Genomic DNA, 13,247 nt, shown 5'->3' with positions numbered 1-13,247 from the left:
CTCGATCGGTCACTTTACCTAGGCAAAAAGGTTCCATTTTTGCCCATTGGGCATCAGTAAGTATGTATCTATCCATAGTACTATTATAAATTAATCAGTACCCTTTGTTAATTCTCAACAAGCCCTAATCCAAATTTAGCTAGTGAATTTTATGAGCGCCTAATTAATTGGATAAATGAATTTCATAGATCACTAGATGATGAATTTGAAGTTGGTGTTAGGCTAGTAAACTTTGGACAAACTGTTACTTTTCACATTGAAGATATTGGTTATTGGAATCCATCATTAATCTCTTTTAAAGGTAAGACTGAAGTTGGAGAACCAGTTGAACTAATTCAACATGTGAGTCAAATAAGTATTCTGCTTATGAAGATGAAGCGTTTAGACCCACAGCAACCCAAAAAACCAATAGGTTTTGCAAACTGGGAAGAGTTTGATATAGCCAAATAGGTTAATTAATTTAAATTTTTATGATTTCGTTTATAAGACGCATGCTAAACATTGGATTAATGTCCACTTAGAATTAAATGGACACCTATTTATGAGTGTCTAGAATTAGCATCATCATAGACAGCATTGTTTTCACGTCTGCCTACAGCAATCACGATGACAACTACCTCATCATCAATGACTTCATAAACCAGACGATAACCAATGCTGCGAAGCTTGATCTTGTAGCGGTTAGGATGCCCTGACAGCTTATTCTTGGGAATACGAGGATTCTCCAAAACCTTGATCAACTTTTTCTTCAATGGCTGCTTAATACTTGGATTCAGCTTATTCCATTCTGCTAATGCTTCTTCTAAAAAGTCTAACTTATAGGTCATCAATATTTACTCGAACGCGTTTCTGATTCGCACGAGCATCTGCAATCTTATTCAGTTCCAAGTCTTCTAGTTGCTCCATCATCGTTTCATATAGATCAGCAGGAACACAGTAAAACGCTGGTGTATTACGATTGAGGATTGCTACAGGTTCACCTTTTCCTGCGAGCACTGTATCCATCGGACTCTTTTTGAGTTCAGTAATACTTGCAGTCATTCGCGCATGGATTAATTGAGTCATAGTTAAGCCTCTATAGAATTTAGTGTTTGGAGTTTGGGTTGAATCATTACGAGTAGATTCGGGTAGCTAATTTCAGCATACCGGTCCAATGTGGATCTCAATCTGATAAGCAAGGAGGCATCAGTAACTAGCAGTATCTTCGCAAGGTAAGGCATCGCTGAACGAAATGCCTTTAACCATTTACGATGTTGCTCAATACGGTCTATAGATTGTGATCGCATTTCCCGTCTTTCGGGAACTATACAATCTAGGCAACTTTCTAATGCACGTACTACATCAACCCAAGAAAGGACATTAAGAGCTTCTTCTAACTCTTTGGCTTGAATTTGTTGGTGCTCTCTTTCATCCATTAAATCAAATAGACGTCTGAGTTCCTGCATACGAACTTCATCCTCTCGTTTTAAACGAGATTCTTCAGTTTCAGTCCAGATAGCATCAGAATTCATAGGTACTCCTATTCAACAATAGGACTATAGCACAGATAAAAGCACATTTAAACGTGCTTTTAAAAAACTCTAATTAACCCTCTTTGCTACACGATAGACAGTTGCCACACCACAGCCCACAGCTTTAGCGATTTCATCTTTGGTCATTGTATTTGAGGCCAGCAGCTCTTTGATGCGCTTATGTTTGGTCTGGTTTGGTTTCTTCCCTGTTGGTTTGTAGCCAGAACGCTCAAGGCCTTGCTTAATGCGCTCTATGCGCTTCTCGTTATCCAGGCGAGCCATCGTAGCCAATAGGTCAATCAGCATGTTGTTGATCAGACCTAGAATAGAGCTTGTGATATTGTTATTGACTTGGCTCAGGTGATGAGTGGTCGGAAGATCCGCGACAATCAATCGGAGGCCTTTCTCTTGGATTCTTCGTTTGAGTTCATTGAAGTCATGTTGGGTTAGTCGTGATAGCCGATCCACACTTTCAACAAGTAATGCATCTCCTTGGTTTGCTTCCTGCAGCAACTTATTCAGCTCTGGCCGTTCTAGCTTTGTTCCACTGTAATGCTCAACATAGATGATTGGCTTTCCCAATTCCAACGAGTTGTTGAGAGCATTCAGTTCAGCCAATGCCCTTTCTGCATCCTGATCTTTGGTAGAGGCGCGAAGATAGATTCGTGTATTCATGTTTTATCATTTGTACTTAAATTATAAAGTCCTATGATAACACTGTCATTTGATTATGGTTTCAAGTCTAATGATAGTAGCTATTTACCGTTTCGCTGTTTCTCATTCGGGTATAGTCTTTTGATAAAAAAAGCATGACTAAAAGCCATGCCTTGGGAATTCGTATAACGTGTATTATGTTAATTTTAGAGATTCTACATAAATGTAGAATCTCATGAACTTAAATTCTGGCATGCGTCCCATACTTATCAATCATGATAGAACTGGCTTCATTTAAGCCACGTACAGTGACATTCGAACCATTCTTTTGAAACTTATTGACCACAGAATCAAGCATGGCAACAGACGTTACATCCCAAATGTGAGAATTGGTCAAATCAATAATCACGTCCTTAACGTCTTCCTTAAAGTCAAAACCTTGCATGAATTTTTCAGAAGAACTAAAGAAAATCTGACCTCTCAAATCATACAAACGGGCTGTTCCTTCAAAAGATGCTTTTACCTGGATGTCATTTTCAAGTTTATTCGCCAAGAATAAGGCTGAAAGTAATACGCCTGTTAATACACCCAAAGCCAGGTTATGCGTAGCAACAACTACAATCACCGTAGCAATCATGACGATATTGCTGCTCTTAGGATTGTCTTTTAACTGGGTAACAGAACTCCATTCAAAAGTACTGATAGAGACCATAATCATCACAGCAACCAACGCAGCCATTGGAATCACTTTCAGCCAGTCACTAATAAACACAACCAGAATAAGAAGAAAAATACCCGCAGAGAACGTTGATAAACGTGTTAAACCACCTGACTTTACGTTAATCATGGATTGACCGATCATGGCACAACCTGCCATACCACCGATGAAACCAGAGGCAATATTCGCGATACCTTGTCCTTTACATTCCTGATATTTATCACTTGGCGTATCCGTCATTTCATCCACGATAGTTGCTGTCATCATAGATTCAAGTAAACCTACAGCAGCTAATGCGACTGAATACGGCAAAATGATCATCAATGTTTCAATATTCAAAGGAATATTGGGAATCAAGAACATTGGAAGTGTGTCAGGTAACGAACCCATATCCCCCACAGTCCGTACATCAATGCCCAAGGCGATTGCCAGTAATGTGATCGCAATAATGCAGACAAGCGGAGAAGGAAGTAATTTTCCTAGTTTTGGAATCAGAGGGAATAGATAAATAATGGCCAGACCTAAAGCAACCAAAGCATACACATGCCAGGTCACATTAATCAATTCAGGCAACTGAGCCATAAAGATCAAGATCGCTAACGCATTGACGAATCCAATGACCACAGATTTAGATACGAATCGCATCAACTTGGCGAGTTTTAAATAGCCTGCCAGTATTTGAATCACACCAGTCAAAATTGTTGCAGCAAGCAGGTATTCAAGCCCATGCTCTTTGACCAATGTGACCATGAGCAGCGCCATCGCCCCTGTGGCTGCGGAAATCATAGCTGGACGGCCACCTACGAAAGAAATCACGACAGCAATACAGAAGGATGCGTATAAACCCACTTTCGGATCTACACCGGCAATAATTGAGAAAGCGATGGCTTCAGGGATGAGTGCAAGACCTACGACAAGCCCGGCAAGTACATCCCCGCGGATGTTAGAGAACCATTGTTCTCGTACATGAGATAACATAAACATAGCCTGTTTTTTGATTTTTTAGAGAGGCTAGTGATGTGATATATACAACACACAAGCGACTACACCACATCACTAGACAGTGATGAGTTATTTACTGATTTAAGGGGTAAATAAACTTATGGTGGAGTAAGTGTCATAAAGTAAGAGCTTGGTTTGAGAGAAAATCAGGATAAGGATAACAGCTAGTCATCATTCTAGCCACCCTAGTCACATTGTAGAAATGGATGACTCAAATCAAAGAAGGCTTAAAGTCATCATAAAAAATCGTGAAATCCCCCTATAAACCACCGCCATTTAACATAATGGTGGTTATACGCAATGCACTTGTATATTAATATAAATATCAGATACTTAATAAAAACTTAAAAAGCCAAAAATGCCGATTTTGAAACAAGTCGGCTTTTTTATGAGCAGTTTTGATAGTTTTTGCCAATAAATTTGACTAAAAATTACGCTTCTCAACTTGAGAGATACAATTTTATGATACATTATTGTATATACAAATTTGAATGTTTTTTATGGAACAGTATTTTGAATGGGATGAGGCTAAGAATCGAAAGAATCAGAAAAAGCACGATGTCTCTTTCGAAACTGCAAGCCTTGTTTTTGAAGATCCGTTGAGGATCTCAATCCAAGACAGACATACCGATGGTGAAGAACGTTGGCAGACCATTGGAAAAGTGAAAGGCGTACTAATGCTCTTAGTAGCTCACACCATCTTTGATGACGATGACTGTGAAATCATAAGAATTATTAGTGCAAGACAGGTAACAAAAGCGGAGCGAGATAAATATGAGCATGGTTAGACACTCACGCAAAGAACTGAATGAAAAATTCAGTGACAAGCAAGATGCTGAAATTGAACGCTTGCTTGCTAAAGGAATGCTTCCTGACGATCAACTAGACCTATCAGATATTCCTGAAATTACCGACTGGAGTAATGCTGTACGCCACAATCAATTCTACCGTCCAGTGAAGCAACAAACATCTATTCGTTTAGATGCTGATGTACTTGCATGGTTTAAAGCTCAAGGCAAAGGCTATCAAACACGAATGAATGAAATTTTACGGGATGCCATGCTAAAAGAATTAAAAAATCATCAATAAAAATGGGAGCTTAGGCTCCCATTTTTGACTTCGTATAAGGCGTATTATGTTAATTTTAGGGAAACTCAATAATCATAACCTTCCTGATAACCTTCATGCTCACTAAGATCATTGATAACACTATCGTATACACCTGAGTAATTCATAAGATCTCCATTATCATCATGTTCATAGTTTTCTGAGCCTTCATAATCTGATCCAGAATGATTAGATATAAATCCTCTGTTAGCCCCTGTTAATGAAAGTGAGAGTGGTTTTCTAGGAGGGGGACTACTAGGCTCTGCTTCGTATGACTCATCATCATTGTATGGAAGATCAGATGGTTCTTCTTGCTGATATCTATTCAAAGTATCATCAGAATGCCATACATAGATTTTGTCTTCATTTTCATATTTCTTGTTCATAACACGATTCCTTAAGAATATTTGTTTTTACGACTATCAAAATCGTAGGCCGTAATTAAAGACTCATATTCACTAACAACAACGATTCCACCTTTATCTAGTAGCTTAGCCATCACAGCTAATTCACGTAGTACTTCTTCTCGATGACGAAGGATCAATTTTCTATTCACGATCAACTTATCGCCATCGATTTCACCATGCTCTAACGCATAGTTAACCATTGCCTTGGTAATTCCTCGTTGAGAAGTTCTTTTCATGAAATGGGTAGTTTTAATCATTTTTGCGTCCTGATCTTTGTGTAATTTTTAGACTAAATTATATAAAAATACATGTCAAATATTTTTTTAATTAAAATAAATTTTTCTTGTATTTGACTTGTATTCTATTTTTTCTTAGAATCAATTAAAAGGTAATCAGGACTAACTAATGATTAATCGTCATAAAGATTTGGATGCAGTTATAAAAATTTTCCTAAAAAATCGAAACAGTGATGAGGAAAACTTAAATTTTAGAGATATAGATGAATTGAATGAATTAATTGAGTTCATAGGTTTAGCTGAGTCAATGCACTTAGAGTTGCTTATGGCCGAACCAAATGAAGATCAAATTGATAGTTTTAATGAGGCTTATACACTTAGTATCGATAATTTAAGTAGTTTTTTTACGATGGGAAAAACTGCAAATTTATTGAAAGAATCAAAGGATAGTAAAGGATTATCTGTAAAGATTTCTGAATTTCAGAAACAAATCTTAGAAGCTATAGCTAGTAATTTATCTATTAGTAGAACTAAGTTATTGCAGGAGTTAGTATCAACTTATTTAGATTCAGCATACTATACCTATCTAATTGGTAAACATCATAAATCTCAAAATTATATAGATATTAATGCTCTAATTAGAGAACTACGAGAGGATGCCATAATCTTAAAATCACCTTTTCATGTGATTAGAGCATTATTTCGCATGAGAGACTTAGATCCTATGTTTAATGAGGAATTTAATAAAGAATTTAATTCTATTAAATCTATGGAGAATGAAAATGACTAATTTTTTTAAAGAGCTTGGTAAAGCCCATGCAAAAGAATTTGAATCTACAGAAGAAAAATCTTCTCCATTATCCTTTCAACTTGAACAAGAGGATTTCAAAAAATTGGAATTTTATTGCGAGAAATTGGATATTAATAAAACTAAGTTTATTAATATGATTATTAAAGAAAAATTAATTTTTGCTTTGGCTGAATATCTAGATAGTTCAGGTAAGAATTTAGCTGACTTAGATACATCAAATTTAAACTTACATCAAAAAGCGTATTTAAATGGAAAATTGAGTTTAGCTAGTTTGGAATTAAAGGAGTCGAAAGAGCATTAATATTTAACATAATGGCTGTTATGCGAAGTCGACTTGTAATGCAATTTGCATTACACTGTTCCTAGTACATTAAATACTTGGGAAATATGATGGCTACTGTTAACTTCAGGATCGATGAAGCCCTTAAAGAAAAATCTTATTCAATCCTTAAAGAGCAAGGTATTGCACCTACGGATTTCTTCACTAGTATTCTTGAGTATGTTGCTACGACTGGGAAACTGCCTGTCAAAAAAGCTTTGCTTTCGGAAGAAGATGAAGAATTATTAGCTCTTGTCCGTAAGCGCATTAATGATCCTAAAGAGATGTTTGAGGAAGTCACATTAGATGACTTATAAGCTTTTACGTCACAAGGACTTTACAGCAGAATGGGAAAAACTCCCTGTTGCTATACGAGATCAATTTAAAAAGAAACTAGCCAAAGTCATAGAGCAGCCACATATTCCAAAGAATATGCTTAGAGGCGATCTTGCAGGTTGCTATAAAATCAAATTATTAAAAGCTGGTGTCCGACTTGTCTATCAAGTTAAAGATGATCAAGTAGTTATCCTGCTCATTACCGTCGGAAAACGAGCTGATAGCATAGTTTATGACGAAGCAAAAAAAAGGATTAAAGATTGAAAAAGCGGAGGAGTCTCCTCCTACGCTTTTTTACTACTTATTTAGCTTTATCTTGCTCTAAAAATTCCTTAAACCTGCTTACCATACTAGGAATAATTTGATCAATGATTTGATTTTTAAACAAATGCTTAGAATGAGGTCTAGGTATTACAACTTGTCTTAATTCCCTTAAAGTAACAGCAGAACTAGGGAAATCAAAACATTCTCCTGTTTGTTTAATTACTTCCCGACCTAACTCTATTGCGGTATTCATACAATCAATACACATTGGATCAGCTTGATTATTTATATCGAAGATCTCATCAAAAAATAGTGGTGCAGACTTTATTTCCAGAACCCATTTGTTTTTATTTGAAGGTCTTACACATTCATATTTCTGCCTAAAACAACCTGGGCATTTCCAATTCTCATCATAACGTTCCCAATATTTTCCTTTAGTAGATATGAGATAAGATAACTCTTCTTTAGAAGGTCTTTTGGTTATAAGTGGATTACCTTTTAATCTCCAAGAATTATTTGGACCTTTAAAATGTTCAGTGTTGTAAAGTATCTTTTCAGGTTCGTATTTATCAATTTCCAATAAATTATTATGTTCAAACAACCATTTAGAACGTCTTTCTATCTGTCTAGATGTTTCCTCTGATGGTTGATACCAATCTTTCTTCTCTGCTGCAATCATGGCAAATCTTTCAGCCATTTCCATACGTATGTGAAATATAGGCCGCACTCGTTCCCATACTTTTTTTGCAACTTCTTCATTAATTTGATGTTCTTTATTTGGAGAAGCTATAACAAATTCTGATATTTCTTTAGGAGAGAAGGAGAAAAAATTATGTGCTTTAACTATTTTTTTTGCATCTGCATCAGCTTTGTTGCAGTCAAAACAAACAATTGTCTTATCGTATGCAGATAAAGAAAATGCTGATTTGATGGCAAATCTTTCAGAAAGCTCATCACCAACTTGTTGCTTTTTTGATGTGGAATACTTTTCAAATAATGTTCTTACTACTTCTTCCATATGATCATGATGTTCATGAAGCTGGCATGTTAAGTAGTTATTTTTATTTAAACGTACGATCTGAGACTTCGAACGTTTACAACAAGGACAAGACCATTCTACTGGTGTAAGTACCCACCATCTATTTAAATGAGCACCATCAGCTTTGAATAAAGAAACCAACTTTCTAGTTGAATATGTAAATTCAGAATCAAGACCTTTTAAATCTCTCTCACTTAAGGATTTTCGAAATTCATCCAGAGTCATAGTGCTCTTCAAATAAGATATATCCATGGTGATTATTCATATATTTCAGTAACTACAACCTTATTTTTTTGCTAATTTTTTAGCAATATAGTTAGTGCTTTAAGCGACAATAAATGTCGTTTAAAGCGCTAACCCATAAATTAATAAATTTTTTCTAACTCTTTACGCAATTCATTTAAATTTTCATCAATCTCTTTAAAAGGTTTATTTACTTTATTAAAAGCCTCATCGATTTCTTTATCTTTCTGATATACAAAAAATCCACCGATAATAGCCCCAATAGATAACCAACCGAATACTAGGCTTTCTCCAGTAAAAAGACTTAAGGCACCTAACCAGAATATCCAACCAAATGGTAGTGGGAAGAGACACATGAATAAGAAGTTTTCAAAACCAGATAGTTCTTCTTTAATTGGTCGTGGTCCCAATTGCTTTAATTTTTGTTCATAAGAGACAATTTTTTCTTCTATTGGCTTACGTCTCGATAAACGCTCTGCTTCTCGCCTATCATCTTCTCTCTTCCTCGCTATCTGTTGAGCTAGCTCAACTTTCCTCCTTTCATTTTCTCTACGAACTAATTCCTGACAAATTTGATCTATACCATGACTTTGTTTTACATCATGAATCTTGTAATTACCAATTACTGGTAAAATTAGCTCAATAGCTTTTTTCACGGAAATTCTAAAAAACTCACGATTACCTGTAACTCGATAATTTGCTAATGCTCTATGTGCTGCTAACTCACTAGCCCCACAATTGTCTACCATCGCACTGAACTCTAATTCAAATGGAGTAGGGACACCTGTCGAATGTAGTTCAGACATTCGTTTCGAGGGATGTTTAGTAGTTTTACCAACTTTTATAAGGTTAGGCATGGATGGATTACTTAATATGTATATATATTCACTCATATCATTAACCGATTACTTTCCATACGATCCATATATATCTCAATTATTTACCCTCATATCTCTTCTCTAAATATTGTAACAATGCTGTTATTAGTTTGGAGATGATTTAACATAAAATCTCTTATACGAAATGCTTGATATTTCTCTTTAAATATCATTATATTAAAGCAAGCCGTTCTGGAATATAGGGCACCAGAGCGGCTTTTTATTGATTATTCATGTTCCACGCTTAAAATTCGAACAGTGTTTCATGATTTTTATAAGTTAAACTAAATTTAGTTGCTAATCCCAATAAGCTATTCACTAACTTGTAAATATCGGTATACCGCCTGACGACTAATCCCAAAAGCTTTCCCTAATGCCATTTTCGATGGATACTTCCCCTCCTTCCATGCTTGTCGTAAAGCTTCAGCTTGGTCAGGCTTTAGTTTATGCACCCGACCTTTGTACTTCCCCTGAGCAGAGGCGAGTTTTATTCCTTCCTTTTGCCGCTCTAAAATGATCTCACGTTCGAACTGTGCAAAAGCACCCATCATTTGAAGCATCAAATTATCCATCGGGGTGGATTCGGCTGTAAAAGTAATATTTTCTTTTACAAACTGGATGGCGATCCCTCGTTTGACCAGTTTATCTACTTCAGTGACCAAATCTTTTAGGCTTCGCGCAAAACGATCCATTGAATGTACAATCACCCTGTCCCCTTCCCGGACATAGTTCAACATTTCCTGAAATTTAGGTCGGTCAGTATTTTTACCTGAAGCACGGTCAACAAAAATCCGGTCGACCTCAATTCCTTCAAGTTGACGTCCAGTGTTTTGCTCGACAGAACTTACCCGGACATACCCTACTTTTTGGCCTTTCACTTTTTACGCCCCAATTGGATAAAAATGAACAATTTCGTAAATTATAAATCTTTAATACCAAAGTTACATGTTACTTATGATTAAAAAACATTTAAATGGTACATGTTTTTAAGAACTTTTAAAATGTAATTTTAGGGTATACTCTATAGTTACATAAATTTAGATATTAAAAACTTCTCTCCGATAAACCCAGTACGGTTCAATGATAAGATTAACCCGTTAGGTCAGGTGGCCTAACTTAAATAAAAAAGTCTCCGACAAACCCGGTACGGTTCAAAATCATTCCAGTCTAGTATTGGCTGTAGAAAAAGATTCTTCTGTTGCCTTATTCGAATTTTTAAAGACTTTACCTCTCTCTAGTGTATCCAGTCTGGTTGCTACCCTCCTGATCTTCCTGTTTTTTGTTACTTCGGCTGATTCAGGAGCCTTGATCACAGATTACCTTACGGCTAAAACGGAGCACTCCCCTGTTTGGCAACGTTTGTTCTGGACAGCTGTGATTGCTGTTCTTTCTATTATCTTGCTGATCGTTGGTGGTTTAAGTGCCTTGCAATCTGCAGTGATCATGAGTGCCTTGCCTTTTACTTTCATTATGCTGTTATTGTGCTGGGGGTTAATCAAGGCACTACGTTTAGATGTCTTAAAAGTACAGGCCCTACAAAGTGCTAGGATCACACCACGAGCTATACAAAACCCAAGAAGCTGGCAACAGCGTCTAGGTTTAATTATGCATTACCCACATTCTAAAGCCGAAGTAACAGCCTATATTCATCAGAATGTTCATCAGGCTTTTCAGAACATAAAACATGAATTTCAGCGCCGGAATCTGGATGTTTCAATCCGTGAGGTTGATGGGGGGCTATTACTGAAAGTAGATCATCAAAATGAAATCAACTTCATCTATCAAGTCGTGGCTACTGAAACACGAGCTCCGAGTTTTATGCTCGATGACGAAAGTAGCCTCTCTCTGAAATATTACAAAGCGGAAGTTTTTCTAAAAGAAGGGGGGAAAAACTACAATGTCATGGAATGGACACAAGAAGATTTACTCCAGGACATTATTGATCAATACGAACGCCACTTGTATTTTTTAAATGTAGTCCGTAATTAAACAATCTACATAGCAGTTCAAATTAACAAGTATTAGTTTGAACTGCTATCTTTTTGATTAACAATATCTTGATTTACCAAAAAATCTAATAGTACAGCATCCGTCTTCATTCTAACCTTGAACCAATTTTCAATGCGAATTTGATCTTCACTCGATAGTGGTTCAGATGTTCTCACACTAAGTTGCAGTATTTGCTTTTGATTGGGATCAGTCGGTAAATCAATGCCTTGTCCTAGAAAAATAGAGCTTACAGTGGGATGCTGTGCACGTAGCTCTGCAAAAACATCATTTGCATTGGCAAATAAAGCATTTTTCACCCTTAATTCTTGCTGTAATTGTTTTACCTGTTCATCCTTTTGGCGCAGGGCTTCTTGTCCATTCAGATACAAATCACTCAATACCCCAGATTTTAAGGCAGTCACATCAACCTTATCATCATTGGTTTGATGCACAATAATTTTAGTTCCTTCGAGATTTGCAACAGCAAGTCTCCCTTCAATATTCTGCAACGTCGCCTGACTTAAGGGCAAACCGACTAAAGCCAACTCAATGGTCCGTGTCTTGCTATCAATTTTTGAACTGGCGACTTGTGTTTCTTTAAAGGTAAATTCTTGTGTAATGAATTTGTTGGCAGTTGATTTAAAAACTTCTTCATTAACTAATTTAGTCGCCAGATAGGCACTTGGAATTGCGGTCACCATTGCGATCATCAGCAAAGATATTTTTACACGTCTTTCTACTTTTTCGTCAGCAAAACTATGTGGCTTTAACCTTAAAATCCGGATACCGATAATAGTTGCCAAACTGATGAACACACAATTAATGGTATATAAATACAGTGCACCACCAACAAAGCTCCACTGTCCAGTTGCAATACCAAATCCAGCAGTACAGACAGGTGGCATCAATGCTGTAGCAATCGCCACCCCTGGAATAACATTTGATTTTTCTTCTCGAGTGATCCCAATGATTCCTGCCAATCCACCAAATAATGCGATGAGCACATCCCAAACGGTTGGGCTAGTTCGTGATAAAAGTTCAGATTGTGCATTATCGAGGGGTGATATCGAGAAATATAGAGTGGATACGACCAAGCTGATCAGTGTTGCAATACCTAGGTTGAAGAGTGCCCGTTTTACCAGTTTAAAGTCATAAACTGCTACACCCAGCCCCACCCCCATGATCGGTCCCATAAGTGGAGAAATTAGCATTGCTCCAATAACCACGGCTGTTGAATTGATATTTAATCCGACTGATGCAATAAAAATAGCGAATATTAAAATCCAGGGAATGGCTCCTGATAGCTCAATCCCATCACGAATACGACGCTCGATTTCATCATCTTCTGCCTTATCTGCCAGCAGACTAAAGCGATGGCGTGCACGTCTTAATCTACTTGTATAATTAAAGGAGGAGTTGTGTTTATTAGAGGTGTTGGTCAATTTAACATCCTACTTTTTATCCATCTGTGGAAAGACTGATGTGTGCTGAATTAGCAGGAGACTTTCACTTGGGAGATTCTAGGCAGCTAACCGATAAAAGTCTTCTGCCATTTGATTTGGTGTCTTAAAATCCAAGCCTTTTTGAATTCTTCGCTGATTATAAAATAACTCTATATATTTTGTAATATCCGCTTTGGCTTCTTCCCTTGTTTTGTAGTTGCGATGATGGACTAGTTCATTTTTGAGTATGCCCCAGAAACTCTCTATCGGTGCATTATCAAAGCAGTCGCC

The 13,247-nt window shown here is 36.7% G+C and carries 19 protein-coding genes and 1 pseudogene; 8 read left to right on the top strand and 12 right to left on the bottom strand.

Going from position 1 to position 13,247, the window contains the following annotated elements; translation table 11 throughout:
• The first annotated feature begins 162 nt into the window (after window positions 1-162).
• Window positions 163-450, top strand: a complete 288-nt coding sequence (locus tag CDG59_RS15795; protein WP_227519136.1) for a DUF6173 family protein — start codon at window positions 163-165, stop codon at window positions 448-450.
• 89 nt (window positions 451-539) lie between these two features.
• Here CDG59_RS15795 and CDG59_RS14525 read toward each other — a convergent pair whose 3' ends face one another.
• The 5 genes from CDG59_RS14525 to CDG59_RS14505 form a co-directional block, all read right to left on the bottom strand.
• Window positions 540-827: a type II toxin-antitoxin system RelE family toxin gene (locus tag CDG59_RS14525; RefSeq protein WP_005134734.1), complete on the bottom strand. Its 288-nt coding sequence runs from the start codon at window positions 825-827 to the stop codon at window positions 540-542.
• A complete protein-coding gene (locus CDG59_RS14520) occupies window positions 817-1,065 on the bottom strand; it encodes a type II toxin-antitoxin system Phd/YefM family antitoxin (protein WP_005021145.1) in 249 nt (82 codons plus the stop codon). Before CDG59_RS14520 ends, CDG59_RS14525 begins: the two co-directional genes overlap by 11 nt.
• Window positions 1,066-1,067: 2 nt before the next feature.
• The gene (locus CDG59_RS14515; protein WP_087545991.1) at window positions 1,068-1,511 is read right to left on the bottom strand and encodes a hypothetical protein; all 444 of its coding nucleotides are present in this window, start codon (window positions 1,509-1,511) and stop codon (window positions 1,068-1,070) included.
• 69 nt (window positions 1,512-1,580) lie between these two features.
• A complete protein-coding gene (locus CDG59_RS14510) occupies window positions 1,581-2,186 on the bottom strand; it encodes a recombinase family protein (RefSeq protein WP_087545989.1) in 606 nt (201 codons plus the stop codon).
• 220 nt (window positions 2,187-2,406) lie between these two features.
• Entirely contained in the window at window positions 2,407-3,861 is a 1,455-nt protein-coding gene (locus CDG59_RS14505; protein ID WP_087545988.1) for a SulP family inorganic anion transporter, read from the bottom strand.
• Window positions 3,862-4,385: 524 nt separating this feature from the next.
• Here CDG59_RS14505 and CDG59_RS14500 point away from each other — a divergent pair.
• Together CDG59_RS14500 and CDG59_RS14495 are read left to right on the top strand one after the other, a co-directional pair.
• On the top strand, window positions 4,386-4,673 hold the full coding sequence (locus CDG59_RS14500; RefSeq protein ID WP_087545986.1) for a BrnT family toxin: 288 nt from the start codon (window positions 4,386-4,388) through the stop codon (window positions 4,671-4,673).
• Window positions 4,660-4,974 carry a BrnA antitoxin family protein gene (locus tag CDG59_RS14495; RefSeq protein WP_032032443.1) on the top strand — a complete coding sequence of 105 codons (315 nt, stop codon included), beginning with the start codon at window positions 4,660-4,662 and terminating at the stop codon, window positions 4,972-4,974. Before CDG59_RS14500 ends, CDG59_RS14495 begins: the two co-directional genes overlap by 14 nt.
• A 65-nt stretch (window positions 4,975-5,039) precedes the next feature.
• Here CDG59_RS14495 and CDG59_RS14490 read toward each other — a convergent pair whose 3' ends face one another.
• Both CDG59_RS14490 and CDG59_RS14485 read right to left on the bottom strand, forming a co-directional pair.
• Entirely contained in the window at window positions 5,040-5,378 is a 339-nt protein-coding gene (locus tag CDG59_RS14490; RefSeq protein WP_087545985.1) for a hypothetical protein, read from the bottom strand.
• Window positions 5,379-5,389: 11 nt separating this feature from the next.
• Entirely contained in the window at window positions 5,390-5,599 is a 210-nt protein-coding gene (locus CDG59_RS14485) for a DUF4258 domain-containing protein (RefSeq protein ID WP_413772676.1), read from the bottom strand.
• Between the two features lie 205 nt (window positions 5,600-5,804).
• On the opposite strand from CDG59_RS14485, the gene CDG59_RS14480 reads away from it, so the two are divergent.
• The 4 genes from CDG59_RS14480 to CDG59_RS14465 all read left to right on the top strand — a co-directional run bounded on the left by CDG59_RS14480 (window position 5,805) and on the right by CDG59_RS14465 (window position 7,365).
• The gene (locus CDG59_RS14480) at window positions 5,805-6,425 is read left to right on the top strand and encodes a hypothetical protein (RefSeq protein WP_087545982.1); all 621 of its coding nucleotides are present in this window, start codon (window positions 5,805-5,807) and stop codon (window positions 6,423-6,425) included.
• On the top strand, window positions 6,418-6,747 hold the full coding sequence (locus CDG59_RS14475) for a hypothetical protein (RefSeq protein ID WP_087545980.1): 330 nt from the start codon (window positions 6,418-6,420) through the stop codon (window positions 6,745-6,747). Before CDG59_RS14480 ends, CDG59_RS14475 begins: the two co-directional genes overlap by 8 nt.
• Window positions 6,748-6,836: 89 nt before the next feature.
• The gene (locus CDG59_RS14470) at window positions 6,837-7,082 is read left to right on the top strand and encodes a type II toxin-antitoxin system RelB/DinJ family antitoxin (RefSeq protein WP_000246755.1); all 246 of its coding nucleotides are present in this window, start codon (window positions 6,837-6,839) and stop codon (window positions 7,080-7,082) included.
• Window positions 7,072-7,365 (top strand): type II toxin-antitoxin system RelE family toxin, encoded by a 294-nt coding sequence (locus CDG59_RS14465; RefSeq protein WP_000221358.1) that lies wholly within the window; start codon window positions 7,072-7,074, stop codon window positions 7,363-7,365. Before CDG59_RS14470 ends, CDG59_RS14465 begins: the two co-directional genes overlap by 11 nt.
• Window positions 7,366-7,402: 37 nt before the next feature.
• On the opposite strand, the gene CDG59_RS14460 is transcribed toward CDG59_RS14465, so the two are convergent.
• The 3 genes from CDG59_RS14460 to CDG59_RS14450 form a co-directional block, all read right to left on the bottom strand.
• On the bottom strand, window positions 7,403-8,629 hold the full coding sequence (locus CDG59_RS14460) for a hypothetical protein (RefSeq protein ID WP_087545992.1): 1,227 nt from the start codon (window positions 8,627-8,629) through the stop codon (window positions 7,403-7,405).
• A gap of 140 nt (window positions 8,630-8,769) precedes the next feature.
• The gene (locus tag CDG59_RS14455; RefSeq protein WP_087545979.1) at window positions 8,770-9,540 is read right to left on the bottom strand and encodes a GIY-YIG nuclease family protein; all 771 of its coding nucleotides are present in this window, start codon (window positions 9,538-9,540) and stop codon (window positions 8,770-8,772) included.
• 296 nt (window positions 9,541-9,836) lie between these two features.
• Window positions 9,837-10,403 carry a recombinase family protein gene (locus CDG59_RS14450; RefSeq protein ID WP_000678311.1) on the bottom strand — a complete coding sequence of 189 codons (567 nt, stop codon included), beginning with the start codon at window positions 10,401-10,403 and terminating at the stop codon, window positions 9,837-9,839.
• 274 nt (window positions 10,404-10,677) lie between these two features.
• On the opposite strand from CDG59_RS14450, the pseudogene CDG59_RS14445 reads away from it, so the two are divergent.
• Window positions 10,678-11,514: pseudogene (locus CDG59_RS14445) on the top strand (BCCT family transporter); the annotation flags it as partial.
• Between the two features lie 32 nt (window positions 11,515-11,546).
• Here CDG59_RS14445 and CDG59_RS14440 read toward each other — a convergent pair.
• Window positions 11,547-12,956, bottom strand: coding sequence for a TIGR00341 family protein (locus CDG59_RS14440; protein WP_004871243.1), 1,410 nt, complete (start codon window positions 12,954-12,956; stop codon window positions 11,547-11,549).
• Window positions 12,957-13,034: 78 nt separating this feature from the next.
• Window positions 13,035-13,247 (bottom strand): IS3 family transposase (locus tag CDG59_RS14435; protein WP_143225231.1); only part of this gene is annotated, 213 nt, incomplete at its 5' end.

It is taken from the genome of Acinetobacter sp. WCHA29 (assembly GCF_002165335.1).
Lineage (GTDB): Bacteria > Pseudomonadota > Gammaproteobacteria > Pseudomonadales > Moraxellaceae > Acinetobacter.
This window is presented reverse-complemented; position numbering and strand designations above follow the sequence as displayed.

What these genes read in the sequence shown, in the direction of transcription:
- CDG59_RS14525 (WP_005134734.1), bottom strand. Translation starts at nt 827, where the DNA reads ATGACCTATAAGTTAGACTTTTTAGAAGAAGCATTAGCAGAATGGAAT.
- CDG59_RS14520 (WP_005021145.1), bottom strand. Translation starts at nt 1,065, where the DNA reads ATGACTCAATTAATCCATGCGCGAATGACTGCAAGTATTACTGAACTC.
- CDG59_RS14515 (WP_087545991.1), bottom strand. Translation starts at nt 1,511, where the DNA reads ATGAATTCTGATGCTATCTGGACTGAAACTGAAGAATCTCGTTTAAAA.
- CDG59_RS14510 (WP_087545989.1), bottom strand. Translation starts at nt 2,186, where the DNA reads ATGAATACACGAATCTATCTTCGCGCCTCTACCAAAGATCAGGATGCA.
- CDG59_RS14505 (WP_087545988.1), bottom strand. Translation starts at nt 3,861, where the DNA reads ATGTTATCTCATGTACGAGAACAATGGTTCTCTAACATCCGCGGGGAT.
- CDG59_RS14500 (WP_087545986.1), top strand. Translation starts at nt 4,386, where the DNA reads ATGGAACAGTATTTTGAATGGGATGAGGCTAAGAATCGAAAGAATCAG.
- CDG59_RS14495 (WP_032032443.1), top strand. Translation starts at nt 4,660, where the DNA reads ATGAGCATGGTTAGACACTCACGCAAAGAACTGAATGAAAAATTCAGT.
- CDG59_RS14490 (WP_087545985.1), bottom strand. Translation starts at nt 5,378, where the DNA reads ATGAACAAGAAATATGAAAATGAAGACAAAATCTATGTATGGCATTCT.
- CDG59_RS14485 (WP_413772676.1), bottom strand. Translation starts at nt 5,599, where the DNA reads ATGGTTAACTATGCGTTAGAGCATGGTGAAATCGATGGCGATAAGTTG.
- CDG59_RS14480 (WP_087545982.1), top strand. Translation starts at nt 5,805, where the DNA reads ATGATTAATCGTCATAAAGATTTGGATGCAGTTATAAAAATTTTCCTA.
- CDG59_RS14475 (WP_087545980.1), top strand. Translation starts at nt 6,418, where the DNA reads ATGACTAATTTTTTTAAAGAGCTTGGTAAAGCCCATGCAAAAGAATTT.
- CDG59_RS14470 (WP_000246755.1), top strand. Translation starts at nt 6,837, where the DNA reads ATGGCTACTGTTAACTTCAGGATCGATGAAGCCCTTAAAGAAAAATCT.
- CDG59_RS14465 (WP_000221358.1), top strand. Translation starts at nt 7,072, where the DNA reads ATGACTTATAAGCTTTTACGTCACAAGGACTTTACAGCAGAATGGGAA.
- CDG59_RS14460 (WP_087545992.1), bottom strand. Translation starts at nt 8,629, where the DNA reads ATGACTCTGGATGAATTTCGAAAATCCTTAAGTGAGAGAGATTTAAAA.
- CDG59_RS14455 (WP_087545979.1), bottom strand. Translation starts at nt 9,540, where the DNA reads ATGAGTGAATATATATACATATTAAGTAATCCATCCATGCCTAACCTT.